General features: G+C 62.1%; 20 protein-coding genes and 1 pseudogene. 20 read left to right on the top strand and 1 reads right to left on the bottom strand.

Annotated features, from left to right (window positions below; all coding sequences use genetic code 11):
- The first annotated feature begins 6 nt into the window (after positions 1–6).
- The 19 genes and pseudogenes from C2U47_RS00360 (at position 7) to C2U47_RS00270 (ending at position 18,698) form a co-directional block, all read left to right on the top strand.
- A complete protein-coding gene (locus tag C2U47_RS00360; protein WP_010675060.1) occupies positions 7–1,221 on the top strand; it encodes an IscS subfamily cysteine desulfurase in 1,215 nt (404 codons plus the stop codon).
- A gap of 54 nt (positions 1,222–1,275) precedes the next feature.
- Positions 1,276–1,659 carry a Fe-S cluster assembly scaffold IscU gene (iscU, locus tag C2U47_RS00355; RefSeq protein ID WP_010675059.1) on the top strand — a complete coding sequence of 128 codons (384 nt, stop codon included), beginning with the start codon at positions 1,276–1,278 and terminating at the stop codon, positions 1,657–1,659.
- Between the two features lie 15 nt (positions 1,660–1,674).
- The gene (gene iscA, locus C2U47_RS00350; RefSeq protein WP_010675058.1) at positions 1,675–1,998 is read left to right on the top strand and encodes an iron-sulfur cluster assembly protein IscA; all 324 of its coding nucleotides are present in this window, start codon (positions 1,675–1,677) and stop codon (positions 1,996–1,998) included.
- A 190-nt stretch (positions 1,999–2,188) separates the two neighbouring features.
- Positions 2,189–2,706, top strand: a pseudogene (gene hscB / locus C2U47_RS00345) (co-chaperone HscB).
- 28 nt (positions 2,707–2,734) lie between these two features.
- A complete protein-coding gene (gene hscA / locus C2U47_RS00340; protein WP_010675056.1) occupies positions 2,735–4,582 on the top strand; it encodes a Fe-S protein assembly chaperone HscA in 1,848 nt (615 codons plus the stop codon).
- Position 4,583: 1 nt separating this feature from the next.
- Positions 4,584–4,922: an ISC system 2Fe-2S type ferredoxin gene (gene fdx, locus C2U47_RS00335; protein ID WP_005299781.1), complete on the top strand. Its 339-nt coding sequence runs from the start codon at positions 4,584–4,586 to the stop codon at positions 4,920–4,922.
- A 157-nt stretch (positions 4,923–5,079) separates the two neighbouring features.
- Complete coding sequence (pepB, locus tag C2U47_RS00330; protein WP_010675055.1) at positions 5,080–6,381, top strand: aminopeptidase PepB; 1,302 nt, start codon at positions 5,080–5,082, stop codon at positions 6,379–6,381.
- The gene (gene pepB / locus C2U47_RS00325) at positions 6,378–7,661 is read left to right on the top strand and encodes an aminopeptidase PepB (RefSeq protein ID WP_010675054.1); all 1,284 of its coding nucleotides are present in this window, start codon (positions 6,378–6,380) and stop codon (positions 7,659–7,661) included. Before pepB (C2U47_RS00330) ends, pepB (C2U47_RS00325) begins: the two co-directional genes overlap by 4 nt.
- Before the next feature lie 277 nt (positions 7,662–7,938).
- Complete coding sequence (gene ndk / locus C2U47_RS00320; protein ID WP_010675053.1) at positions 7,939–8,367, top strand: nucleoside-diphosphate kinase; 429 nt, start codon at positions 7,939–7,941, stop codon at positions 8,365–8,367.
- A gap of 167 nt (positions 8,368–8,534) precedes the next feature.
- Positions 8,535–9,638: a bifunctional tRNA (adenosine(37)-C2)-methyltransferase TrmG/ribosomal RNA large subunit methyltransferase RlmN gene (locus C2U47_RS00315; RefSeq protein ID WP_010675052.1), complete on the top strand. Its 1,104-nt coding sequence runs from the start codon at positions 8,535–8,537 to the stop codon at positions 9,636–9,638.
- Positions 9,639–9,649: 11 nt separating this feature from the next.
- Positions 9,650–10,441, top strand: a complete 792-nt coding sequence (gene tapF / locus C2U47_RS00310; RefSeq protein WP_080560523.1) for a PilW family type IVa pilus biogenesis/stability lipoprotein TapF — start codon at positions 9,650–9,652, stop codon at positions 10,439–10,441.
- Positions 10,431–11,351 (top strand): RodZ domain-containing protein, encoded by a 921-nt coding sequence (locus C2U47_RS00305; RefSeq protein ID WP_010675050.1) that lies wholly within the window; start codon positions 10,431–10,433, stop codon positions 11,349–11,351. The genes tapF and C2U47_RS00305 overlap by 11 nt, the downstream gene beginning before the upstream one ends.
- A 10-nt stretch (positions 11,352–11,361) precedes the next feature.
- Positions 11,362–12,492 (top strand): flavodoxin-dependent (E)-4-hydroxy-3-methylbut-2-enyl-diphosphate synthase, encoded by a 1,131-nt coding sequence (gene ispG, locus C2U47_RS00300; RefSeq protein ID WP_010675049.1) that lies wholly within the window; start codon positions 11,362–11,364, stop codon positions 12,490–12,492.
- Between the two features lie 138 nt (positions 12,493–12,630).
- Entirely contained in the window at positions 12,631–13,908 is a 1,278-nt protein-coding gene (hisS, locus tag C2U47_RS00295) for a histidine--tRNA ligase (protein ID WP_010675048.1), read from the top strand.
- A 3-nt stretch (positions 13,909–13,911) separates the two neighbouring features.
- Positions 13,912–14,562, top strand: coding sequence for a YfgM family protein (locus C2U47_RS00290; protein ID WP_010675047.1), 651 nt, complete (start codon positions 13,912–13,914; stop codon positions 14,560–14,562).
- On the top strand, positions 14,555–15,739 hold the full coding sequence (gene bamB, locus C2U47_RS00285; RefSeq protein ID WP_029314685.1) for an outer membrane protein assembly factor BamB: 1,185 nt from the start codon (positions 14,555–14,557) through the stop codon (positions 15,737–15,739). Before C2U47_RS00290 ends, bamB begins: the two co-directional genes overlap by 8 nt.
- A 74-nt stretch (positions 15,740–15,813) precedes the next feature.
- A complete protein-coding gene (gene der / locus C2U47_RS00280) occupies positions 15,814–17,310 on the top strand; it encodes a ribosome biogenesis GTPase Der (protein ID WP_010675045.1) in 1,497 nt (498 codons plus the stop codon).
- Between the two features lie 123 nt (positions 17,311–17,433).
- Positions 17,434–17,664, top strand: coding sequence for a zinc ribbon domain-containing protein (locus C2U47_RS00275; RefSeq protein WP_010675044.1), 231 nt, complete (start codon positions 17,434–17,436; stop codon positions 17,662–17,664).
- Positions 17,665–17,735: 71 nt separating this feature from the next.
- Entirely contained in the window at positions 17,736–18,698 is a 963-nt protein-coding gene (locus C2U47_RS00270) for an IS1595 family transposase (RefSeq protein ID WP_010675043.1), read from the top strand.
- 328 nt (positions 18,699–19,026) lie between these two features.
- Here C2U47_RS00270 and mltF read toward each other — a convergent pair whose 3' ends face one another.
- Positions 19,027–20,520, bottom strand: a complete 1,494-nt coding sequence (gene mltF, locus C2U47_RS00265) for a membrane-bound lytic murein transglycosylase MltF (protein WP_029314683.1) — start codon at positions 20,518–20,520, stop codon at positions 19,027–19,029.
- A gap of 149 nt (positions 20,521–20,669) precedes the next feature.
- On the opposite strand from mltF, the gene purL reads away from it, so the two are divergent.
- Complete coding sequence (gene purL / locus C2U47_RS00260; RefSeq protein WP_010675040.1) at positions 20,670–24,563, top strand: phosphoribosylformylglycinamidine synthase; 3,894 nt, start codon at positions 20,670–20,672, stop codon at positions 24,561–24,563.
- The last annotated feature ends 157 nt before the right edge of the window (positions 24,564–24,720 follow it).

The raw sequence follows: 24,720 nt of genomic DNA, 5'->3' as shown, positions 1-24,720 counted from the left end.
AAAAAGATGAAACTGCCTATTTACCTTGATTATTCGGCAACCTGTCCGGTGGACCCGCGTGTCGCAGAAAAAATGATGCAGTGCCTCACCATGGACGGCCTGTTCGGCAACCCAGCCTCCCGTTCCCACCGTTTCGGCTGGCAGGCCGAAGAGGCGGTGGATCTGGCCCGTAATCAAGTGGCAGAGCTGATCGGCGCGGACCCGCGCGAGATCGTCTTTACCTCCGGTGCGACCGAGTCCAACAACCTGGCCATCAAGGGCATCGCCCATTTCTACGCCGGCAAGGGCAAGCACATCGTCACCTCCAAGACCGAGCACAAAGCCGTGCTGGATACCTGCCGCCAACTTGAGCGGGAAGGCTATGAGGTGACCTACCTCGAGCCCATGCCCAATGGCCTGTTCACTCTAGAGCAGATCGAAGGCGCCCTGCGTGATGACACCATCCTGGTCAGCATCATGCACGCCAACAACGAGATCGGGGTGGTGCAAGACATTGCTGCCATCGGCGAGCTGTGCCGTTCCCGCAAGATCCTGCTGCACGTGGACGCCGTCCAGAGCGTGGGCAAGATCCCGGTCGACGTGGAAGCGCTCAAGGTTGATCTGCTCTCCATGTCCGCCCACAAGGTATACGGCCCGAAAGGCATTGGCGCCCTGTATGTGCGCCGCAAGCCCCGTGTTCGTCTGGAAGCCCAAATGCACGGCGGTGGCCACGAGCGCGGCATGCGCTCCGGTACCCTGGCAACCCACCAGATCGTCGGCATGGGGGAAGCCTTCCGCATCGCCAAGGAAGAGATGGCGAGCGAGAGCCAGCACATCATGGCCCTGCGCCAGCGTCTGTGGGATGGCATCAAGAACATCGAAGAAGTCTATATCAACGGGGATCTGGATCAGCGTGTACCGGGTAACCTGAACGTCAGCTTCGCCTATGTGGAAGGGGAGTCCCTCATCATGGCACTGAAGGATCTGGCGGTCTCTTCCGGTTCTGCCTGTACCTCGGCCAGCCTGGAACCTTCCTACGTGCTGCGCGCCCTGGGTCTGAACGACGAGCTGGCACACAGCTCCATCCGTTTCAGCATCGGTCGCTTCACCACCGAAGAAGAGATCGACTACGCAATCAAGCTCATCTGCGACTCCATCGGTCGTCTGCGCGAGATGTCCCCCCTGTGGGAGATGTTCAAGGATGGCGTCGATCTGAACACGGTCGAATGGGCACATCACTGATCCTTGCCAGCATGGCAAGGGTCTGGTGAACAACGGAATTAGCAGGAGTTAGATATGGCTTACAGTGAAAAAGTAATCGACCACTACGAGAATCCCCGCAACGTCGGTGGTTTTGACAAGAACGATCCCAGCGTCGCCACCGGCATGGTCGGTGCACCGGCCTGTGGTGACGTCATGAAGCTGCAACTGAAGATCAGCGACGATGGCATCATCGAAGATGCCAAGTTCAAGACCTACGGCTGTGGTTCCGCCATCGCCTCCAGCTCCCTGGTGACCGAGTGGGTCAAGGGCAAGACCCTGGACGAAGCGGCCGGTATCAAGAACACCGACATCGCCGAAGAGCTGGCGCTGCCGCCGGTGAAGATCCACTGCTCCATTCTGGCGGAGGATGCCATCAAGGCCGCCATCGCCGATTACAAGCAGAAGAAAGGTCTTTAAGGTCCGGAGAGCAGTATGGCCATAACCATGACAGATGCCGCAGCGGCGCGGGTTTCCTCCTTCATGATCAACCGGGGCAAGGGTATCGGCCTGCGCCTCGGCGTCAAGACGACCGGCTGTTCTGGCCTTGCCTATGTGCTCGAGTTCGTGGATGAGCTGGCTGCCGAGGATCAGGTGTTCGAGCAGAAAGGCGTCAAGATCATCGTGGATGCCAAGAGCCTGATCCACCTGGATGGCACCGAGCTGGACTTCGTGAAGGAAGGCCTCAACGAGGGCTTCCAGTTCAACAACCCGAATGCCAAGGGCGAATGTGGTTGTGGCGAAAGCTTCAGCGTGTAAGTGGTTCGATTGACCGATCGCCCATGTTTGCAACGCCTCGCAGCCACAAGGGTGAGCCCTGTTGCGGCGAGTCTCTTGTGATCAACACCTTGCTCATCAACACAGTGGTGTGGACGCCAGTCCATGCCACTGCTTTCAAGTTCAAGACGAGTGTGGTTGCACTCCCAGCGCTATTGTCTGAGGACGAAGGATGAATCATTTCGAGCTGTTCGGGCTGGCTGAGGGCTTCGAGCTCGATACTCGCCAACTGGCTGACACCTATCGTCAGCTGCAGACCCAGTTCCATCCCGATCGTTTTGCGACTGCCCCCGAGCGGGAGCAGCTTGCTGCCGTGCAGCGTGCTGCCCAGATCAACGATGCGTTTACTACCCTCAAGGCCCCTTGCGCCGAGCCGAGTACCTGCTCTCCTTGCGGGGCACCGATATTCGCGGCGAGCAGCAGACACTGCAAGATCCTGCCTTTCTGATGCAACAGCTGGAGTGGCGAGAGCGGCTGGCTGATCTCAAGGGCGATGCCGACCCTGAGGGGGCCATCAAGGATTTTCGCCAGGAGATCAGGCATGATCACCAGGCGTTGATGCAACGGCTGACCGACTCTCTCACCAGGGGTGAGGATCTGCAGGCGGCGGATTGCGTTCGCAAGCTCAAATTTGTCGACAAGCTCCTCGAGGAGCTGGAACGATTCGAAGACTCGCTGTTCGAGTCTTGACCCTCTAACGCAGGAATTGTGATTACCCATGGCATTACTGCAAATTGCCGAGCCAGGCCAGAGCGCCGCACCTCACCAGCATAAACGTGCCGTCGGCATCGATCTTGGCACCACCAACTCCTTGGTCGCCGCCGTGCGCAGCGGCCAGGCCGACACCCTCTGTGACGAGCAGGGGCGTGATCTGCTGCCTTCCGTGGTCCATTACCAGGCCGATACCATCCGGGTTGGCTTCGATGCCAAGCGTGAGGCGGCCCTCGATCCCCACAACACCATCGTCTCGGTCAAGCGGATGATGGGCAAGGCGCTGGCCGACATCGATACCCGCCAGCAGCCTTACGAGTTCGTGGCTACCGAGACGGGCATGCCCCAGTTGCGGACCCGCCAGGGGCTGGTCAATCCGGTGCAGGTCTCGGCCGAGATCCTGAAAAAACTGGCCGAGCGCGGTGCCGCGTCCCTCGGGGGAGATCTCGACGGCGTGGTCATCACGGTGCCCGCCTATTTTGACGATGCCCAGCGTCAGGGTACCAAGGACGCGGCCAGACTGGCCGGTCTGCACGTACTGCGGTTGCTCAACGAACCCACGGCGGCCGCCATCGCCTATGGCCTCGACTCAGGCCAGGAAGGGGTGATCGCCGTCTATGACCTGGGTGGCGGAACCTTCGATATCTCCATCCTGCGCCTGCATCGCGGGGTGTTTGAGGTGATGGCCACCGGTGGCGACTCGGCACTCGGTGGTGACGATTTCGACCATCTGCTGGCGGACTGGCTCAAAGAGCAAGCCGGGTTGTCCGGTCAGCTCGATGCCCGTACCCAGCGCGAGTTGCTGGATGCGGCGGCCAGCATCAAGCACGGCCTCACCGATGCCGATGCCGTTGTCTGCGCCTTTGCCGGCTGGCAGGGTACCGTCACCCGCAGCCAGTTTGACGAGCTGATCCAGCCCCTGGTCAAACGCACCCTGCAGGCCTGTCGGCGCGCCCTGCGCGATGCGGGTCTCGAGCAGGAAGAGGTACTGGAAGTGGTGATGGTCGGCGGCTCGACCCGGGTGCCGCTGGTGCGCGAGCGGGTGGGCGAGTTCTTCGGCCGCACGCCATTGACCAGCATCGACCCCGACAAGGTGGTGGCCATCGGTGCCGCCATCCAGGCCGACATCCTGGTGGGCAACAAGCCTGATGCCGAGATGCTGCTGCTGGACGTCATCCCGCTTTCCTTAGGGTTAGAGACCATGGGCGGCCTTGCCGAGAAGGTGATCCCGCGCAATACCACCATTCCGGTGGCCCGCGCCCAGGAGTTCACCACCTTCAAGGATGGCCAGACCGCGATGGCGATCCACGTGGTGCAGGGGGAGCGCGAGCTGGTGGCGGATTGCCGCTCCCTGGCCCGCTTCACCCTGACCGGCATTCCGCCCATGGCGGCCGGCGCCGCCCATATTCGCGTCACCTTCCAGGTGGATGCGGACGGTCTGCTGTCGGTCAGCGCCATGGAGAAATCCTCCGGCGTGCAGGCCGAGATCCAGGTCAAGCCCTCCTACGGGCTGGGTGAGGATGACATCCTCAACATGCTGAGCGCCTCCATCGCCAATGCCCAGCAGGACATGGACGCCCGCATGCTGGCGGAGCAGCAGGTCGAGGCCGACCGGGTGGTTGAGAGCCTCAACGCCGCCCTGGCCGCCGATGGCGAGGCGTTGCTGAGCCCCACCGAGCGGGCCGAGCTGGATGCCGCCATCGCCCATCTGCTGACTATGCGCAGCACGGGCACCACCAATCAGATCAAAGAGGCCATCGAGGCGGCGGACGCTGCCAGTGGCGAATTTGCAGCCCGCCGGATGGATGCCTCCATCCGCAAGGTACTGACCGGACAAAACGTCAACAAGGTGTGATATGCCAAAACTGATTATTCTGCCCCATCCCGAGCTCTGTCCGGACGGCGCGGCCCTCGAAGGTGCGACCGGTGAAACCATTCTGGATATCGCGCTGCGCAACGGCATCGAGATCGAGCACGCTTGCGAGAAGTCCTGTGCTTGTACTACCTGCCATTGCGTGGTGCGGGAAGGGTTCGACTCCCTCGAGCCGAGCGACGAGCTGGAAGACGACATGCTGGACAAGGCGTGGGGGCTGGAGCCGGAATCCCGTCTCAGCTGCCAGGCCAGACTGGCGGATGAGGATCTGGTGGTGGAACTGCCCAAGTACACCCTGAATCTGGCGTCCGAGCGCCACTGATGACCCCTTAATTACACATGAGTGAATTGCGCGTGCAGCATCTCATGGTGCAGTAATGATATGGTGAAGGCCGTGACCCTTGAGGGAGCGGCCTTTTTTGTGCCCGTGATTTCCCTATTCGTTGATGAAAGTGCCAATAAAAAGGAAGCAAGAGAACATGGCTGACATGATGAACGTAAGGTTGTCGTCCCAGGCTGCCGCCGCCCACTGGGGCGAGGGTGCCCTGCTCAGTTTCAACGGCGACGAGGCCCATCTCCATCTGGCCGCTGGCCAGGAGAAGGAGGCGCTGCGCGCCATCCAGCGCGGGGCCAGACGCCTCGAGTCGAGCGGCATCAAGCGCGTCAAACTGGTGGGTGAGGGCTGGAATGGGGAGCGTCGCTACGCCTTTGCCCAGGGCTTCTATGCCGCCAAGGGGGATCGCGAGCTCGATTTCGGCGAGCAGAGCGATCAGGAGGCTGCCGAGCTGGCTGCTTTGCTCAAAGCGACCCGCTGGGTGCGCGAGGTGACCAACGGCTGCCCGGAAGCCATCTACCCCATGAGCCTGGCGGAGTCCGCTCTGCTGCTCATTCGCAGCCTCGGCGGTGACAAGGTGACCGCCCGCATCACCGCTGGCGAAGCCTTGCGTGAATCGGGTCATATCGGGGTCTGGTCGGTGGGCCGTGGCAGCGAGCGCGAGCCGGTGCTGCTGGAGCTCGACTACAACCCGACCGGGGATGCCAACGCCCCTGTGGTCGCGGCGCTGGTGGGCAAGGGGATCACCTTCGATTCCGGCGGCTACTCCATGAAGTCCTCCGACAACATGCTGCCGATGAAGTCCGACATGGGCGGCGCCGCCATGGTGACCGGCGCCCTGGCGCTGGCCATCAGCCGTGGCCTGAACAAGCGGGTCAAGCTCATCCTCTGCTGCGCCGAGAACCTGGTCTCCGGCCACGCCTTCAAGCTCGGCGACATCCTCACTTATCGCAACGGCATCTCGGTCGAGATCCAGAATACCGACGCGGAAGGTCGCCTGGTGCTGGCAGACGGCCTGCTGGCCGCCAGCGAAAGCGGGGCTGCCTACATCCTCGACGCTGCTACCCTGACCGGCGCCGCCAAGACCGCGCTGGGCCGCGACTACAATGCCGTGTTTGCCCTCGATGAGGCGGAGCAGGTGCGCGCGCTGGCTGCCGCCAACGCTGAAAACGAGAAGGCCTGGCCGCTGCCGCTCGAACCCTGGCACGCAGGCCAGCTCACCTCGGCCTTTGCCGAGCTGGGTAATGTGGCGTCCGCAGAAGGTACTGCCGGCGCCACCACGGCAGCGGCGTTCCTGTCGCGCTTCGTCCGTGACGAAGGCAAGGGCTGGGTGCACCTGGACCTGGCCGCTTCCTATCAGAAGTCGGGCAATGAGCTCTGGGCGACCGGGGCCAAGGGCCATGGTCTTCGCACGATTGCCCGCTGGCTGCAGGAGGTGTGCGCATGAACGTCTGGTTGAGCCGAGAGTTTGCACCGGCCGAGTGGGGGGAGGGGGCGCTGCTCTCCCACCGTGCCGACGGCATGGTGATCCATCTGGTGAGCGCCACTCCCTTGCTGGATATCCAGCAGGCGGCGCGGCGCCTGTGTAGCCAGGGGATCCAGCAGGTTGTCCTGGCTGGCCACTGGGAGCGCGAGCAGCAGTGGGCCTTTGCCCAGGGGCTGCAGACGCCCAAGGCGGAAGTGGGGTTGCAGTGGGCCACTTCGTCCGAGGAGGACAGGGAGGAGCTGGAGGCTCGCTGGCTGTGCGGGCGCTGGGTGCGGGAGATGACCAACGCCACCCCGGAGCAGCTGGGGCCGCTGGAGCTGGCGGTCGAAGCCGCCGCCTTCCTCACCGAGCTGGCACCGGACCGGATCAGCCATCGCATCCTCAAGGGAGAGGCGCTGCAACAGGCGGGCTGGGTCGGTCTCTATCAAGTGGGTCGTGGCAGTGACCGCGAGCCCGTGATGCTGGAGCTGGATTTCAATCCGGGCAAGGATCCCAAGGCGCCGGTAGCGGCCGCCCTGGTGGGCAAGGGGATCACCTTCGATTCCGGCGGCTACTCCATGAAAACCTCCCAGGGCATGCTGACCATGAAACACGACATGGGCGGTGCCGCCATCGTCACCGGCGCGCTGGCGCTGGCCATTCTGCGTGGCCTCGACAAGCGGGTGAAGCTCATCCTCTGCTGCGCCGAGAACCTGGTATCCGGCCATGCCTACAAGCTGGGTGACATCCTCACCTACAAGAACGGCACCACGGTGGAGGTGGTCAATACCGACGCCGAAGGGCGTCTGATCCTGGCCGACGGCTTGCAACTGGCCGGCGAGTCTGGTGCGCCGCTCATCATCGACGCCGCCACCCTCACCGGGGCGGCCGTGATGGCGCTGGGGGGGCGTTACAACGCCCTGTTTGGACTGGACAAGGGGCTGGTGAGCCGCGCCATGGCCTATTCGGATGCGGAGCAGGAGCCAGCATGGCCGCTGCCGCTGGAGCCCTGGCATCGCCAGCAGTGCCCGTCCCACTATGCCGACACCGCCAACAGCCGCCCCGTGCCGGGCGGCGGACCGGGGGGAGCCTCCAATGCGGCAGGCTTCCTCTCCCGCTTTGTCCCTGATGAGGGAAGAGGCTGGCTGCATGTCGATCTCGCCGCCTGCTTCAGCGAGAACGGCGACAGTCTGTGGGCGCCCGGGGCCAATACCCTGGGGATGCGCACCATCGCCCATACCCTGATGGCGGAGGCGCGCTGAGTCAGTGAACGGCATCACAAGGGCACCTCAGGGGGCCCTTTCCAGTGCTGCTTTGCTGAGCAATTGATACGGTTTTGAGGCATTAGCATGCCGATCGTGCGCAAGCGCACATTTTTTCTCTCTACCCTGGCACAAGATGAGTCACCATGTTGTTTCAAGGATTCTTTTGTTTAACAAAAAGTTGATTTTTTGTGTGTTATTTCGTTTTTTGTTTACGTATAATCGCCGCCGAACATGGATTCCTACAATAAAACTCTGTAGTTAAGGAAAGAACTCAATGGCTATCGAACGTACCTTCTCCATCGTCAAGCCGGATGCGGTCAGCAAGAACCTGATTGGTGCCATTTACAGCCGCTTCGAAAGCGCCGGACTGAAAGTGGTTGCTGCCAAGATGCTGCACCTGACCAGCGAACAGGCCGCCGGTTTCTACGCCGAGCACCAGGGCAAGCCGTTTTATGATGGTCTGGTCGGCTTCATGACCTCTGGCCCCGTCATGGTACAGGTGCTGGAAGGTGAAGACGCCATCCGTCGTCACCGTGAAATCATGGGCGCCACCAACCCGAAAGAGGCCCTGGCCGGCACCCTGCGCGCCTGCTACGCCGAGAGCATCGATCGCAACGCCGTCCACGGCTCCGATGCCCCGGCCTCTGCCGCCCGTGAAATTGCCTACTTCTTCTCCGACGACGAGATCTGCCCGCGCGGCTGATGTTGTCTGCTGGTGACCAAGGGAGCTTCGGCTCCCTTTTGTTTTTTGGTCATCCTGCCAATATCCACTTATTCTCCAGGTGGAAAGCCAGACCCATTATTTGTACAATGCCGCCCCCTGACGTAGGTCAGCCGATAATTTATGAAGTGTGTGAGCTGAGGCCCCTGATGAGCGAAACAAAAACCAACCTGCTGGATCTCGACCGGGATGCCATGCGTGCCTTCTTCGTCGAGTTGGGCGAGAAGCCGTTCCGGGCAGATCAGATAATGAAGTGGATCTATCACTTCGGTTGTGATGATTTCGATCAGATGAGCAACGTCAACAAGGCGCTGCGCGAGCGGCTCAAGGCGATTGCCGAGATCCGTGCCCCCGAGATCAGCCGTGAACAGCGCTCCGCCGATGGCACCATCAAATGGGCGCTGCAGGTGGGCGATCAGGAGGTGGAGACCGTCTACATTCCGGAAGCGGACCGCGCTACCCTGTGCGTCTCCTCCCAGGTGGGCTGCGCCCTGGCGTGCACCTTTTGCTCCACCGCCCAGCAAGGGTTCAACCGCAACCTGAAAGTCTCCGAGATCATCGGCCAGGTGTGGCGTGCCGCCAAAGTGGTGGGTGGCAAGCGCCCCATCACCAACGTGGTGATGATGGGCATGGGTGAGCCGCTGCTCAACCTCGCCAACGTGGTACCGGCCATGAAGCTGATGATGGATGACTTCGGCTTCAGCATCTCCAAGCGCCGCGTCACTCTCTCCACCTCCGGTGTGGTGCCGGCGCTGGACATGCTGGGCGACCAGATCGATGTTGCCCTGGCCATCTCCCTGCATGCGCCGAACGATGCGCTTCGCTCCGAGATCATGCCGATCAACGACAAGTACAACATCGAAGCCTTCCTTGCCGGGGTACGTCGCTATCTGGCCAAGTCCAACGCCAACGGAGGCCGGGTGACCGTGGAGTATGTGCTGCTCGACCACATCAACGACGACATGCAGCATGCCCATGAGCTGGCCAAGGTCCTCAAGGAAACCCCTTGCAAGATCAACCTGATCCCGTTCAACCCCTTCCCGGGCAACCCGTTTGGCAAGCCGAGCAACAGCCGTATCGACCGTTTCTCCAAGGTGCTGATGGAATACGGCCTGACCGTCATCGTGCGCAAAACCCGTGGTGACGACATTGACGCCGCCTGTGGGCAGTTGGTGGGGGAGGTGATCGACCGCACCAAGCGCACCATGAAAAATCGGATGCAACAGGATGGGATTTCCGTCAAAATGGTTTAACTCCTAAGCCATTGTATAGACAGGAAATGGATATCCGTACATTGATCGTAGTGGCAGCGCTCTGTGCGCTGCCAGGCTGTGTCACAGAGACCACTTACGCTGGCCAGAATTCGACCCAGCGTGAAGTGGGTCCCGACCTCAAGGCCGCCGCCCAGACTCGTCTCGATCTGGGTATCCAGTATCTGCGCCAGGGCAATGCCGAGCAGGCCAAATTCAATCTCGACCGCGCCCTTCAGTACGATCCCAACAATCCTCAGGTCTACATCGGTTTTGCCTATTTCTATCAGCAGGTGTCGGATTTCAAGGCCGCCGAGGCGAGCTACAAGAAAGCGCTGGCCATGGATCCGTCCAATGCTGACGCGATGAACAACTATGGCGCCTTCCTCTGCAACCGTGGCCGCTTCGACGAAGCGGAAAAGGCGTTCTTGCAGGCCGTCAGCCAGCCCGATTACGTGAAGATCGCCGATACCTACGAGAATGCGGCGCTCTGCTCGATGCAAAATCACAGAAATGACAAGGCTGGCGAGTATTATCGTCTGGCCTTGGGGTATAATCCCCGCAATCCTAGGTTATTGCTGGACATGGCCGAGCTTTCCATGAAAGATGGCAAGCTTCCTGATGTCCAGTCTTACCTCGTGCGCTTTGCCGACGTGGCAGAGGAGAACGAGGAGAGCCTCTGGCTCCGGCTGCGGCTGGCCCAGGCCATGGACAAACCGGCATTACTTCACCAATTCGGGACTGAGCTGGTAAGGCAATATCCCACTTCGCAACAAGCCAAGCGTTACTTAGCCAATGACTACTGAACAGCCACACGATTTCCAAGACGACTCCCAGGCAGTTGGCCCAGGCCAGCTGCTGCGCAATGCCCGTGAACAGCTCGGCTGGACCCGGGAACAGGTTGCGTCCCGCATTCACCTTCGTCTGACCCTGATCGCCGCCATCGAAGCGGATACCTATGACAAGCACACGTCCCATACCTTCATTCGTGGCTATCTGCGGGCCTATGCCAAGCTCGTGGGCATCCCCGAGGAGACCATCCTCGCCGCCTACGAAAAGCTGGGACTGACTCCCCCCGACAACATCGACATGCAGAGCTTCTCCCGTCGCTCCCGCCAGCAGGCCAATGACAGCCGGCTCAAGGTGGTGACCTGGTTGGTGATTCTGGTGCTGATCGGGCTCTCCGTCGCCTGGTGGTGGCAGAGCACGGCGCGCCGCTCTGCCGGTGACGACGCCTTGGCGGCGACCGAGATGAGCGCGACCGTCAATACGCCGGAAGCGAATGTTGCCCCCGCCGTGGAGGTCGCCGAGCCCGTGCTGCCCGCAGCGTCCGATGCCGTGTCCACCCAGGTTGTGGTGAGCGGTGCCACCGCGACCCTGCCTGTGGTCGCTACGGATGCCAGCGCAGCCGTCCCGACGGACGTTTCCGGCGCGGTCTCGACTGCCGAGAGCACGACCACCGAGCCCGCCAAGGCGCCCCAGCTCAAGATGAGCTTCACCGCCGATTGCTGGCTGGACGTCAAGGATGCCAACGGCAAGACCCTGTTCAGCGGTCTGAAGAAGGCGAACGACGAACTGGTACTGGAAGGACCCGAGCCACTCAGATTCATCATTGGCGCGCCCATGGCGGTCAATCTCGAATATCAGGGCAAGTCCTTCGACATGAGCCGTTACAACAACGGCCGGACTGCCCGCTTCTCACTGCCGCAGGAGTAATCAGTCCGCCATGTCTGTTCACGAAAAGCCCGCACACGAATCACCCATCGTTCGTCGCAAATCCAGACAGATCATGGTCGGCAACGTGCCGGTTGGGGGCGATGCCCCCATCACGGTACAGACCATGACCAACACCAAGACCACGGACGTGGCCGCTACCGTCGAGCAGATCCAGCGGATCGAGCGGGTCGGCGCCGACATCGTCCGGGTCTCCGTCCCCACCATGGAGGCGGCGGAAGCGTTCAAGCTCATCAAGCAGCAGACCCGCATCCCCATCGTGGCCGACATCCACTTCGACTACCGCATCGCCCTCAAAGTGGCCGAATACGGGGCCGATTGCCTGCGCATCAACCCGGGCAACATCGGCAACGAGGAGCGGGTGCGTGCGGTGGTGGATTGCGCCCGTCACTACAACATCCCCATCCGCATCGGCGTCAACGGCGGTTCCCTTGAGCGTGATCTCCAGGAGAAATACGGCGAGCCGACCCCAGAGGCGCTGCTGGAGTCCGCCATGCGCCACGTGGATTACCTGGATCGCCTCGACTTCCAGAACTTCAAGGTGAGCGTCAAGGCGTCCGATGTCTTCCTGGCGGTCGGTGCCTATCGCCTGCTGGCCAAGCAGATCGATCAACCCCTGCATCTGGGCATCACGGAAGCGGGCGGTTTTCGCGCCGGCGCGGTCAAGTCCGCCATTGGCCTTGGCATGTTGCTGAGCGAAGGGATTGGCGACACCCTGCGCATCTCCCTGGCCGCCGATCCGGTGGAAGAGGTGAAGGTGGGCTTCGACATCCTCAAATCCCTGCGCATCCGTTCCCGCGGCATCAACTTCATCGCCTGTCCCTCCTGCTCCCGTCAGGAGTTCGACGTCATCGGCACGGTCAATGCCCTGGAAGAGCGGCTCGAAGACATCATCACCCCGATGGATGTCTCCATCATCGGCTGTGTGGTGAACGGTCCGGGGGAGGCGCTGGTCTCAGATCTCGGCCTTGCGGGCGCCGCCAACAAGAGTGCCTTCTACGAGGGGGGCCAGCGGGTCGACCGGCTCGACAACAAGGATTTGATCCCGACTCTGGAGCGTCGCATCCGTGCCCGGGCTGCCATGCTGGATCCGGCCAACCAGATCCAGGTGGACAAAGGTTGAACGATGACGGGGCCACCTGGGGTGGCCCCGGCTTTAGGTTGTTGATTTTACATCCCGCATCCGGGCTCCCGATTTTACCTCGGGGTCGAAAATCCCTATAATGCGGCCAAATTTTACCTCTTTTTCTCGAGTATCAACGTGGCAAAACAGATCCAAGCTATTCGCGGTATGAATGATTGCCTGCCGGAGCAGAGCCCGGTATGGCAGAAAGTAGAACAGATCCTGCGCCAGGTCGTGGCCAGCTATGGCTACAGCGAAGTGCGCATGCCCATCGTCGAGCAGACCCATCTGTTCAAGCGTGCCATCGGTGAAGTGACCGACGTGGTCGAAAAAGAGATGTACACCTTTGAAGACCGCAACGGCGACAGCCTGAGCCTGCGTCCGGAAGGGACCGCCAGTTGCGTGCGTGCCGGCATCGAGCACGGTCTGCTTTACAACCAGGAACGCCGGATGTGGTACATGGGCCCCATGTTCCGCCACGAGCGTCCCCAGAAAGGTCGCTATCGCCAGTTCCATCAGTTCGGGGTCGAGCTGTTCGGCATCAACGGGCCGGACATCGATGCCGAGCTCATCATGCTGACCCACCGCCTGTGGCGCCTGTTCGGCATCAGCGATCACGTGACCCTGCAGCTCAACACCCTCGGCCAGAGCAACGAACGTGCCGCCTATCGCGATGCCCTGGTCGCCTATCTGGAACAGTACAAGAGCGAGCTGGACGAAGAGAGCCAGCGCCGCATGTACAGCAACCCTTTGCGGGTGCTCGACTCCAAGGACGAGAAAGTGCAGGCCATCCTGGCGGGTGCCCCCCGTCTGTTCGATCACCTGGGCGAAGAGAGCCTGGCTCACTTCGAAGGGCTCAAGCGCCTGCTCACGGCGGCCGGCATCCAGTTCGAGGTGAACGAGCGTCTGGTGCGCGGCCTCGACTACTACAACCTGACCGTGTTTGAGTGGGTGACCAACAGCCTGGGGGCCCAGGGCACCGTCTGTGCCGGTGGTCGCTACGACGGCCTGGTGGAGCAGCTCGGTGGCCAGCCGACCCCGGCAGTGGGCTTTGCCATGGGCATGGAGCGTCTGGTGCTGATGCTTGAAACCCTCGAACTCAATGCTGACATCCGCCCGGCGGTGGATGTCTATCTCTGCATGGTGGGTGAGGGGACCGAGCAGGCTGGCTTCGCCCTGGCAGAGCGCCTGCGCGATGCCCTGCCGGACTTGCGCCTCATGAGCCACTGCGGCGGCGGCAACTTCAAGAAACAACTCAAGCGTGCCGACAAGAGCGGCGCGGCCATTGCCCTGATCCTTGGGGAGACCGAGGTGCAAAGCGGGGAGATCACCATCAAATATCTGCGTGGCCAGGCCGAGCAACAGACCGTCTCGGTCGATGCCGCCATCGCCCTGCTGGCAGCGAAAGGAGAGTAAGCTGTGGAAGTGTATACCACTGAAGAACAACAGGTTGAGGTCATCAAGAACTGGTGGAAAGAGAACGGTACCTCGGTGATCGCCGGGACCGTGATCGGTCTGGTCGGCCTCTTTGGCTGGCGCTACTACAACGAGATGCAGCAGAACAACCAGGAAGCCGCCTCCCAGGCTTACAACGAGATGACCGCCCAGCTCGCCAAGGGGGACGACGCCGCCCTGGAGCAGGCAAAGAGCTTCATTACCGCTCACAAGGGTGACGCCTATGCCGAGCTGGCCGCTCTGCAACTGGCCGCGGCTGCCGTCAAGGCGGGCAAGCTGGATCTGGCTGCCGAGCAGCTGACCCAGGTGGCCGCCAGTGGCGACGACAGCATCAAGCCCATCGCCGCCCTGCGTCTGGCACGGGTCCTGAGCGATCAGGGCAAGGCTGACGAGGCCCTGGCCCAGCTTGGCAAGATCAACAACGACGCCTTCAAGGCCCAGGTGGCGGAAGTGCGCGGCGACATCCTGCAAAAGCAGGGCAAGGCCGAAGAAGCGCGCGATGCCTATCAGGCGGCGGCGGATGCCGGCGGCCTGCAGAGCAGCGCCGAACTCAAGCTGAAGATGGATGATCTGGCGCTGCCAGCCGTCACTGCGGGCGAGGCTCCGGATGCGTAATCTGTACAAGCGAATGGCGCTGGGGGTGGCTGTCTCCTTCGCCTTGCAGGGCTGCTCCCTGTTCAGTTCGGAAGAAGATCTCAACCCCATGGCACCCCTGCCCAAGGTCGAGTCCGCGTTCACTGCCGATACCGCATGGTCCTCCTCGGTCGGGGATGGCATCGGCGACTTCTACTCCCAGCTCAAGCCGGTGGTGGAAGAGGACCGCATCTATGCAGCGGCCCGCGATGGCGATGTGACCGCCTTCGAGCGCGAGAGCGGCAAGGAGCTGTGGAGCGTGGATCTGGCAGATCTGCCCATCAACGCCGACAAGCGCAGTGCCCGTCTCTCCGGTGGTCTGGTCTCTCGCTACGGCAAGTTGTTCCTCGGGTCCGAAAACGGGGTGGTCTACGCCCTGAACGAGGCCAACGGCGAAGTGCTGTGGCAGACCACGGTTCCTGGGGAAGTGGTGGCGAGCCCCGCCGTCGAGGATGGCCGCGTGGTGGTGCTGACCACCTCCGGTCGCCTGGTGGCGCTCGATACCGACGAAGGCAAGCTGCAGTGGACCCTGTCCGAAGAGCAGCCGCCCCTGACCCTGCGCAGTGCCGGCGCCCCCATCATCACCAACGGTGCCGTCATCTATGGCCGCGCCGATGGCAAGGTGGGCATCGCCCTGCTGAGCAACGGCCAGCCTGTGCGTCAATCCAAGGTGGCTGACCCGCGCGGCGCCACCGAACTGGATCGGATGGTAGACGTCGATGCCAGCCCGCTGATTGCCGGTGATGAGCTCTACGCCATCGCCTACAACGGCCAGTTGATGGCGCGCAAGCTGATGAGCGGCGACGAAGTGTGGAAGCGCAAGTATTCCGGTTATCGCGACATGGCGGTGACCGGCAATGCCATCGTGCTGACCGACAGCCGCAGCCATCTGTTTGCGGTCGATCGTCGCAACGGTCTCGAGCTGTGGTCCAACACCCAGCTGGAAAACCGCACCGTGACCGCCCCCGTCATCCTGGGTGACTATGTGGTGGTCGGCGATGTGGAAGGTTACCTGTATTGGCTGGACCGTACCGACGGGACCATCAAGGCCATGCAGCAGCTCGACAGCAGTGGTCTCTATGCCGCTCCGCTGGTGGAGGGTGACACCCTGTATGTGCAGAGCCGTGACGGCAAGTTGTACGCCCTCAAGCGTCCTTGATCGTCCGATAATGTGAATATCCGGCTCCTGGTCTTCGGACCCGGAGCCTTTGTCGTCTTGAGAATGAGGCTTTTATGACTCCTGTAGTTGCCCTGGTGGGCCGCCCCAACGTGGGGAAATCCACCCTGTTTAACCGCCTGACCCGTACCCGGGATGCCCTGGTTGCCGACTTCCCCGGCCTGACCCGGGACCGCAAATATGGCCAGGCGAAGCTGGGCGAGCTGGAATTTATCGTGGTCGATACCGGCGGTATCGATGGCACCGAGGAGGGGATCGAGCTGAAGATGGCCGAGCAGTCCCTGCTGGCCATCGAAGAGGCCGATGTGGTGCTCTTCATGGTGGATGCCCGTGCCGGTCTCACCGCGGCGGATCAGGCCATCGCCGAGCACCTGCGCAAGACCCACAAGAAGGTGTTTCTGGTGGCCAACAAGACCGACGGCATCGACGGTGACTCCGCGGTGTCCGAGTTCTACGGTCTGGCCCTGGGCGAGGTCTACCAGATGGCGGCCGCCCACGGCCGTGGCGTACTGAGCCTGCTGGAGCTGGCCCTGGCCCCCCACCTCGAGACCCTGGTCGGCTCTGCCACCGAGGCACAAGAGGAAGAGGAGCTGGAGGAGTTCGACGAAGAGGCCCTGCTGCGCATGGTGGCTGCCGGTGAGCTCGACACCCGGGAAGACACCAAGGAGACGCCGTTCGCCGACCTGCCCATCAAATTTGCTATCGTCGGTCGTCCCAACGTCGGCAAGTCGACCCTGACCAACCGCATGCTGGGTGAAGATCGGGTCATCGTCTACGACATGCCGGGTACCACCCGCGACTCCGTCTACATCCCCATGGAGCGCGACGATCAGAAATACGTGGTCATCGACACCGCCGGCGTGCGTCGCCGTGGCAAGGTGCACGAGACGGTGGAGAAGTTCTCCGTCATCAAGACGCTCAAGGCGATTGAAGATGCCAACGTCTGCCTGCTGGTCATTGACGCTCGGGAGACCATCACGGATCAGGACTTGAGCATCCTCGGCTTCGTGCTCAACAGCGGCCGCTCCGTGGTACTGGTGGTCAACAAGTGGGACGGCCTGGATCAGAAGGTGAAAGAGGACGTCAAGAACGAGCTGGACAGACGTCTGGGCTTCATCGACTTCGCCCGGGTGCACTTCATCTCCGCCCTGCACGGCAGTGGCGTCGGTCACCTGTTCGAATCCATCAACGAGGCTTACGAGTCCGCGACTCGCCGCACCAGCACCGCCATGCTGACCCGCATCATGCAGATGGCCCAGGAAGATCACCAGCCGCCCATGGTGAACGGTCGCCGGGTCAAGCTGAAGTATGCCCACGCCGGTGGCTACAACCCGCCGCGCATCGTGATCCACGGCAACCAGTTGAATGACCTGCCGGACTCCTACAAGCGCTACCTCATCAACTACTTCCGCAAGTCGTTGAAGATCATGGGAACGCCGATCCGGGTGGAGTTCCAGGAGTCGGTCAACCCGTTCGAGGGCAAGAAGAACACCCTGACCCTGAGCCAGGAACGCCAGCGCAAGCGCCTGCTCAAGGCCAAAGCGAAGAAATAAAGCCCTGCGGCTGCCCTTACCGGCAGCCGTTTTTCTTGGTGGCCCTCCTCAGGGCAGACAAACCGGGGGAGGAGCTGCGAGTGATGCCGGTGCACAGTGACGTAAAGAGGAGTCGAGAAGAGAATGAACACGCTGACCTGCCCTGCCTGTCAGGGCGAACTGGACAGCCGCAGCCAGGAGACGACGTGTGGCCAGTGTCAGGCCCGTTATCGCATCCGGACCCTGTGTCCTGCCTGCGGGCAGGAGCTGGAGCGGCTTCGGGCTTGCGGCGCGGTGGATTATTTTTGCAACCACTGCAACACCCTGGTCTCCAAGCGCACCGTTCTGTTTGAAGCGCAGCCTGACAAGGCATAAAAAAGGCGCTGTCCCAATTATGTGTTGGAAGGCTAATCTGGAAGTAGGTCATCACCGCGAGGACCTTCATCATGGATACGCCAGCCTTCCAACACCTGTTGTCCCTCTTTCCATTACTTACTCTGCGTCAGCGCCGTGTCGCTCAGCATGAGCTCGCCGCTCCACACCCGATTACGTCCCTCCATGCCCAGTTACCCACATGCTGCGGCTGTCCCCACTGCCAGGCGGATGACACCCAGCTGGCCCCCTGGGGCTGGAGCCGTGGGCTGCGTCGTTACCGTTGTAAGCAGTGTCGGCGAACCAGCTCCCTCCTCACCAAGACGCCTTTGGCCAGATTACGTAAGGCTGAGCATTGGGAGGACTACGCCCAGGCTCTCATCGACGGGCTCACTGTCCGCCAGGCCGCCGTCCGCTGCGGTGTTTGCAAGAACACCGCCTTCTTGTGGCGTCACCGCTTCCTGAAGGCGATGGCAAACCACCAGGCAACATGGGAAGAAGGCATTGTGGAAGTGGATGAAACCTTCTTCCTCGAATCGTTCAAGGGGCAGCGAGGGTTGCCTCGTCCGGCAAGACATCGTGGCGGGAAAGGGCGTACCCGGGGGACCGGGCGGGATTACATCCCGGTGATGGTGGTGCAGGACAGGGCGGGCCATCAAGCCGACTTTCAGCTGGAAAGGCTGGATGCGCAGACGGTAAAAGCGGTGTTGCAGCCACTCATCGCGCCCGATGCAGTGCTCTGCAGTGATGGTGCAGGGGTGTATGCCAGTTTCAGCCAAGCGCGGGGCATAACACATCAGGTGGTGCACAACCGTCTAGGTGAGCGAGTCATTGGGGCATACCACATCCAGCATGTGAACGGATATCACCGGCGGTTGAAGGAGTGGATGGAACGATTCCATGGAGTCGCAACCCACTACCTGAGGAATTATCTGGGCTGGCGCAGGATGCTGGAACGTTACGGCAGGGAGGTAAATACCAAGATGTGTTTGCATGAGGCGCTAGGGCACCCGATGCAACACGTAATTGGGACATAGCCATAAAAAAACCCGGCTGATGCCGGGTTTATACTGTGTGCTCCGCTATCAGCAGCGTGAAGGAGCGGTTTCTGTGCCAGATCTTGCGTTTCATGTCGGCCAGCTTGAGCTTGCGTCTCGGGCTCCAGGCACATTTGGTTTTTCGGGCCAATATGGCTCTTCTGCGTGCTCGCATCCTGTTCTCCTCCCTGGTCTTGCGTGGGGCCGAAAGGGCCCTTGGCAGGAACTGCAACGCAATGAATACATTGCAATAAGTTCGCTCCAGCGCCCCTCGTATACCCAAGGATGGTAACAGAGAACAGGGCAGGAAAACACACCCCCGGCGAGGCTAGGGGGTGATGATCTGTTTGACCACTTCGGCGATGATGGCCGGACGCTGTGCTGGCACGTCCGGCTCGCTGCTGTCGTCCTCGTCCAGCTCCTCGCGACGATGGGCCTTCTGCTGTTCGTTGTCGAGCCAGAGCAGGCTCTGGTAGTACTGGCGCACGTTGTTGACATAGTTGCGCGCCTCGCCGCCACGGGCATAGCCATAGCGCACCTTGCGATGCCAGCGTGACTGCTGCAACAGGGGCAGCACCTCTTTCACGTCGCTCCAGGCGTCCGGGTTCTTGCCCAGCTCCTTGGTCAGGCGGCGGGCATCCATCATGTGGCCGTAGCCGATGTTGTAGGCGGTGAGGGCAAACCACACTTTCTCGTCCGCCGGGACCGAGTCGGGCACCTTCGCCATCATCTCCTGCAGGTAGCGGGCGCCCCCCTTGATGCTCTCTTCCGGGTGGGTGCGATCGTTTACCCCCATCGCCTTGGCGGTCGGGCCGGTGAGCATCATCATGCCACGCACCCCGGTGTAGGAGCGTGCCTGGGGATCCCAGTGGGATTCCTGATAGCTGATGGCGGCCAGCAGCCGCCAGTCGATATCCTTGGCGTGGGTCTGGAACAGCGCTTGGTACTTGGGCAGCAGGCTCTTGGCCCGTTGCAGGAAGGTACGGGTGTCGACGAAATCGAAGTTCTGCACGTGGCCGAAGTACTTCTCGTCGAGCTTGGCGATGGCGCCATCCATGAAGCGCTGACCGAAGAAGTCGATGATGCTGGCGTAGAGGCTGTCGTCGGGCAGCTTGGTCATGGCCCAGGCCACGGTCTGCTTGCTGGCGAGGGTCAAGCCTTCGGTGAGTTCGGGGTAGTAGCGCTGGGTACGGGCCAGTATGGTGTCCTGCACCACCGTGTAGTCCACCTTGCCGTCGGCCACCTGCTTGAGCAGCTCTTCCACGTCCGCATCCCGATTGGTGCTCCACTTCAGGTTGGGGTACTGCTTGGCCAGCTCCTTCATCAGGTCCTCGCCGGTGGAGCCCGCCGGCACCACTATGCTGCCCTTGATGTCACCGAGGTTCTTGGGCCTGGGGGAGCCGTTGCGATAGACCAGCTTGGGGGAGACCTGGTAGAAGCCTGGGCCGAAGCGGAACAGCTTGCGCCGCTCCGGGGTCACGACGATGGCGGCGGCGGCGAGATCCAGCTTGCCCTTTTGCAGTTGCTCGACCAGCTCGGCGGTGCTGTAGGCCGGTACTATGGTCAGCTTGACTCCCAGCCAGTCGGCGTAAAGCTGCGCCAGCTCGTAGTCGAACCCCAGTGCGGTGTCGTCACGCTGGTAATAGGAAGTGGGGCCATAGAGGGTGCCAACCCGGATCTCGCCTCGCTGGCGGATCTGCTCCAGTTGGCTGGAGGGGTGGTAGAAGTCGCAACCGGCCAGGGCCAGCGTCAACATCATCCCGATGAACAGTCGAAAAATGCAGCGCAAGTAGGTGAGTACCCTTGTTGAAAAAATCGGCATTTGTCAAAAAAGAGGCACCTTTATACCAGAGAGTATGAAGGGAGTCACACCGCGCGAGATGAGAAAAACGTTTGTTCAGGATGGGCCTGATCCCTATAATACGCGCGTCTCAAATCCCCCCACACTCTAAAACTTGGTGAGAAAGGTATATGGAAATCTTGCGTGGTGCCCCAGCACTGTCTGAGTTTCGTGTCCACAAGCTGCTGCAGAGCTGCGCACAGAGAGGAGTAGAGATAGCAAGCGTCTATGCGGAATACGTGCATTTTGCCGAGCTGACGAGCCCGCTGTCGCCCCCCGAGCGAGCGACCTTGGGCCAGCTTCTGCGCTACGGCCCGACCATCCCGGAACACACCCCCAGCGGTCAGCTGTTCCTCGTTACCCCCCGCCCCGGCACTATCTCCCCCTGGTCTTCCAAAGCAACCGACATCGCCCACAACTGCGGCCTGAAACAGGTCAAGCGGCTGGAGCGCGGCATTGCCTATTACGTGCAGGCCAAGGGTGAGCTGAGCGTGGCCCAGCGCAGCGAGATCGCGGCCCTGCTGCACGATCGCATGATGGAAGTGGTCTTTGCCGAGATGAACGAGGCCGCCGCCCTGTTTGCTCACCACGAGCCGCGCCCCTTTACCCAGGTAGATGTGCTGGGTGGTGGTCGCGCCGCCCTGGCAGAGGCCAACGTGACCCTGGGTCTGGCCCTGGCCGATGACGAAATAGATTACCTGGTGACCAACTTCACCCGGCTGGGTCGCAATCCCAACGACATCGAGCTCTACATGTTTGCCCAGGCGAACTCCGAGCATTGCCGTCACAAGATCTTCAACGCTGACTGGACCATCGACGGCGAGCAGCAGCCCAAGTCGCTGTTCAAGATGATCAAGAACACCTTCGAGCAGACGCCGGATCATGTCCTGTCTGCCTACAAAGACAACGCCGCGGTGATGGAAGGCAGCCAGGGTGGCCGCTTCTTCCCGAGCCCCGCCAACGGTGAGTACCAGTATCACCAGGAGCGCGTCGACATCCTGATGAAGGTGGAGACCCACAACCACCCGACCGCCATCTCTCCCTTCCCGGGTGCCGCCACCGGCTCCGGCGGCGAAATCCGCGACGAGGGTGCGACAGGCCGTGGCGCCAAACCCAAGGCGGGCCTGGTGGGCTTCTCCGTCTCCAACCTGCGCATCCCCGGTTTCGAGCAGCCCTGGGAGCAGGACTTCGGCAAGCCGAGCCGCATCGTCAGCGCCTTTGACATCATGCAGGAAGGGCCCCTTGGCGGCGCCGCCTTCAACAACGAATTCGGTCGCCCTGCCATCCTGGGTTACTTCCGTACCTTCGAAGAGCAGGTGCCGAGCCACAACGGCGTCGAGGTGCGCGGCTACCACAAGCCCATCATGCTGGCGGGTGGCATCGGCAACATCCGCAGCGAGCACGTCCAGAAAGGGGAGATCCCGGTGGGGGCGGCCCTCATCGTGCTGGGTGGTCCGGCCATGAACATCGGCCTGGGTGGCGGCGCAGCCTCCTCCATGGCGTCCGGTCAGTCTGCCGAAGATCTCGACTTCGCCTCCGTGCAGCGTGACAACCCCGAGATGGAGCGTCGCTGCCAGGAAGTGATCGACCGCTGCTGGCAACTGGGGGACGACAACCCCATCGTCTTCATCCACGACGTGGGCGCCGGTGGTCTCTCCAACGCCATGCCGGAGCTGGTGAGCGACGGGGATCGCGGTGGTCGCTTCGACTTGCGTGCCATTCCGAACGACGAACCGGGCATGAGCCCGCTGGAAGTCTGGTGCAACGAATCCCAGGAGCGCTATGTGCTGGCCGTGGCCCAGGACAAGCTGCCTCTGTTCAAGGCTTTGTGCGAGCGCGAACGCGCCCCCTATGCCGTCATCGGCACCGCCACCGAAGAGAAGCATCTCACTCTCTCTGATGATCACTTTGACAACCAGCCCATCGATCTGCCGCTGGACGTGCTGCTTGGCAAGGCGCCCAAGATGCACCGCGACGTGCAGAGCCTGCCCGCCCAGGGCAAGGCGCTGCAACTGGACGGCATCACCCTCAGCGACGCCGCCGAGCGCGTGCTGCGCCTGCCGACCGTGGCGGAGAAGTCCTTCCTCATCACCATCGGCGATCGCACCGTAACGGGCCTCGTCAACCGCGACCAGATGGTCGGCCCCTGGCAGATCCCGGTGGCTGACTGCGCCGTTACCGCCGCGACCTACGACAGCTACCACGGTGAAGCCATGTCCATGGGCGAGCGCACCCCGGTGGCGCTGCTCTCTCATGCCGCCTCCGCCCGCATGGCGGTGGCCGAGGCCTTGACCAACCTGGCACCGGCCAATATCGGCTCCCTCAAGCGGGTCAAGCTCTCCGCCAACTGGATGTCCGCAGCCGGCCACCCGGGTGAAGATGCGGGTCTCTACGAAGCCGTGAAAGCGGTGGGCGAAGAGCTCTGCCCGGCCCTTGGCATCACCATCCCGGTGGGCAAGGACTCCATGTCCATGAAGACCCGCTGGCAGCAGGACGGGGAAGAGCGCAGCGTCACCTCGCCGCTCTCCCTGCTCATCTCCGCCTTTGCCCGGGTCGAGGACGTGCGCAATACCGTGACCCCGCAACTGCGCACCGATCTCGGTGAGACCGACCTTATCCTCATCGACCTTGGCAACGGCAAGCAGCGCCTCGGCGCCTCGGCCCTGGCCCAGGTTTACCGCCAGCTTGGGCAAAGTGCCCCGGATCTGGACAACCCGGTCCAGCTCAAGGGCTTCTTCAACGCCATCCAGGCGCTGGTGGCGGATCGCAAGCTGATTGCCTACCACGACCGCTCCGACGGCGGCCTTTTCGTCACCCTGACCGAGATGGCGTTTGCCGGTCACTGCGGCCTCGATATCCAGCTCGATCGCGTGGGTGGCGACCTGCTGCCGGCCCTGTTCAACGAGGAGCTGGGGGCCGTCATCCAGGTTCGTCGCGAAGACAAGGAAGCGGTGCTGACCCTGCTGGCCGGTCACGGTCTGGCAGCCTGCTCCCATGTGCTGGGCACGGTGCGCGAAGACGACCTCATCCTGTTCCAGCGTGCCGGCAGCGAGGTGTATCGCGCCAGCCGCACCGCCCTTCGCACCATCTGGGGCGAGACCAGCTGGCAGATGCAGCGCCTGCGTGACAACCCGGAGTGCGCGGATCAGGAGCATGCCGCCCGCCAGGACGCCACCGATCCGGGTTTGCAGGCCAGGCTCACCTACAACCCGTCCGACGACGTGGCCGCGCCCTATATCGCTCGCGGGGTTTCTCCCCGTCTGGCGGTGCTGCGCGAGCAGGGGGTCAACTCCCACGTGGAGATGGCGGCCGCCTTTGACCGCGCCGGCTTTACCGCTGTCGACGTGCACATGAGCGACATCCTCGAGGGGCGCATCAAGCTGGAAGATTTCCAGACCCTGGTGGCCTGTGGCGGCTTCTCCTACGGCGACGTGCTGGGGGCGGGGGAAGGCTGGGCCAAGTCCATCCTGTTCAACGACAACGCCCGTGAGCAGTTCCAGCGCTTCTTCGAGCGCGGCGATACCCTCTCTTTGGGGGTGTGCAACGGTTGCCAGATGATGTCCAACCTGCGCGACCTCATCCCGGGGGCCGATCTCTGGCCGCGCTTCGTGCGCAACCGCTCCGAGCGCTTCGAGGCGCGCTTCAGCCTGGTGGAAGTGCAGGACTCCCCGTCTGCCTTCTTCGCCGGGATGGCTGGCTCTGTGATGCCGATTGCCGTCTCCCACGGGGAAGGGCGCGTGGAAGTGCGCGATGCCGCTCACCTGGCTGCGCTGCAACAGAGCGGTCTGGTGGGGCTGCGTTTCGTGGACAACCGCGGCAACGTCACCGTGCAATACCCGGCCAACCCCAACGGCTCCCCTGACGGTATCACCGCGGTGACCAGTGCGGACGGCCGCGCCACCATCATGATGCCGCACCCGGAGCGGGTGTTCCGCACCGTGGCCAACTCCTGGCACCCGGACAACTGGGGAGAGGATGGCGCCTGGATGCGCATGTTCCGCAATGCTCGGGTTCGCCTGGGTTAAGCGCCAGCAAGAAACCAAAAACCGGCCCCAGTGGCCGGTTTTTTTATGGGCATGGGTCTGAGAATGGGGAGGGCAGGAGGAGGCGAGCACGATGGGGGCAAGGCCATCTTCAGCTCGCTGCTCGGCGAGCTGCTTGCTGGAGGATATGGCATGGATT

Origin of the sequence: Aeromonas sp. ASNIH7 (genome assembly GCF_002903485.1) — a bacterium.
GTDB classification, from domain to species: domain Bacteria; phylum Pseudomonadota; class Gammaproteobacteria; order Enterobacterales; family Aeromonadaceae; genus Aeromonas; species Aeromonas caviae.
This window is presented reverse-complemented; position numbering and strand designations above follow the sequence as displayed.

Coding starts and splice junctions, on each gene's coding strand:
- C2U47_RS00275 (WP_010675044.1), top strand. CDS start 17,434: ATGAACACGCTGACCTGCCCTGCCTGTCAGGGCGAACTGGACAGCCGC.
- purL (WP_010675040.1), top strand. CDS start 20,670: ATGGAAATCTTGCGTGGTGCCCCAGCACTGTCTGAGTTTCGTGTCCAC.
- der (WP_010675045.1), top strand. CDS start 15,814: ATGACTCCTGTAGTTGCCCTGGTGGGCCGCCCCAACGTGGGGAAATCC.
- bamB (WP_029314685.1), top strand. CDS start 14,555: ATGCGTAATCTGTACAAGCGAATGGCGCTGGGGGTGGCTGTCTCCTTC.
- hscA (WP_010675056.1), top strand. CDS start 2,735: ATGGCATTACTGCAAATTGCCGAGCCAGGCCAGAGCGCCGCACCTCAC.
- pepB (WP_010675054.1), top strand. CDS start 6,378: ATGAACGTCTGGTTGAGCCGAGAGTTTGCACCGGCCGAGTGGGGGGAG.
- mltF (WP_029314683.1), bottom strand. CDS start 20,520: ATGCCGATTTTTTCAACAAGGGTACTCACCTACTTGCGCTGCATTTTT.
- C2U47_RS00305 (WP_010675050.1), top strand. CDS start 10,431: ATGACTACTGAACAGCCACACGATTTCCAAGACGACTCCCAGGCAGTT.
- C2U47_RS00360 (WP_010675060.1), top strand. CDS start 7: ATGAAACTGCCTATTTACCTTGATTATTCGGCAACCTGTCCGGTGGAC.
- ispG (WP_010675049.1), top strand. CDS start 11,362: ATGTCTGTTCACGAAAAGCCCGCACACGAATCACCCATCGTTCGTCGC.
- ndk (WP_010675053.1), top strand. CDS start 7,939: ATGGCTATCGAACGTACCTTCTCCATCGTCAAGCCGGATGCGGTCAGC.
- pepB (WP_010675055.1), top strand. CDS start 5,080: ATGGCTGACATGATGAACGTAAGGTTGTCGTCCCAGGCTGCCGCCGCC.
- C2U47_RS00270 (WP_010675043.1), top strand. CDS start 17,736: ATGGATACGCCAGCCTTCCAACACCTGTTGTCCCTCTTTCCATTACTT.
- iscA (WP_010675058.1), top strand. CDS start 1,675: ATGGCCATAACCATGACAGATGCCGCAGCGGCGCGGGTTTCCTCCTTC.
- C2U47_RS00315 (WP_010675052.1), top strand. CDS start 8,535: ATGAGCGAAACAAAAACCAACCTGCTGGATCTCGACCGGGATGCCATG.
- iscU (WP_010675059.1), top strand. CDS start 1,276: ATGGCTTACAGTGAAAAAGTAATCGACCACTACGAGAATCCCCGCAAC.
- fdx (WP_005299781.1), top strand. CDS start 4,584: ATGCCAAAACTGATTATTCTGCCCCATCCCGAGCTCTGTCCGGACGGC.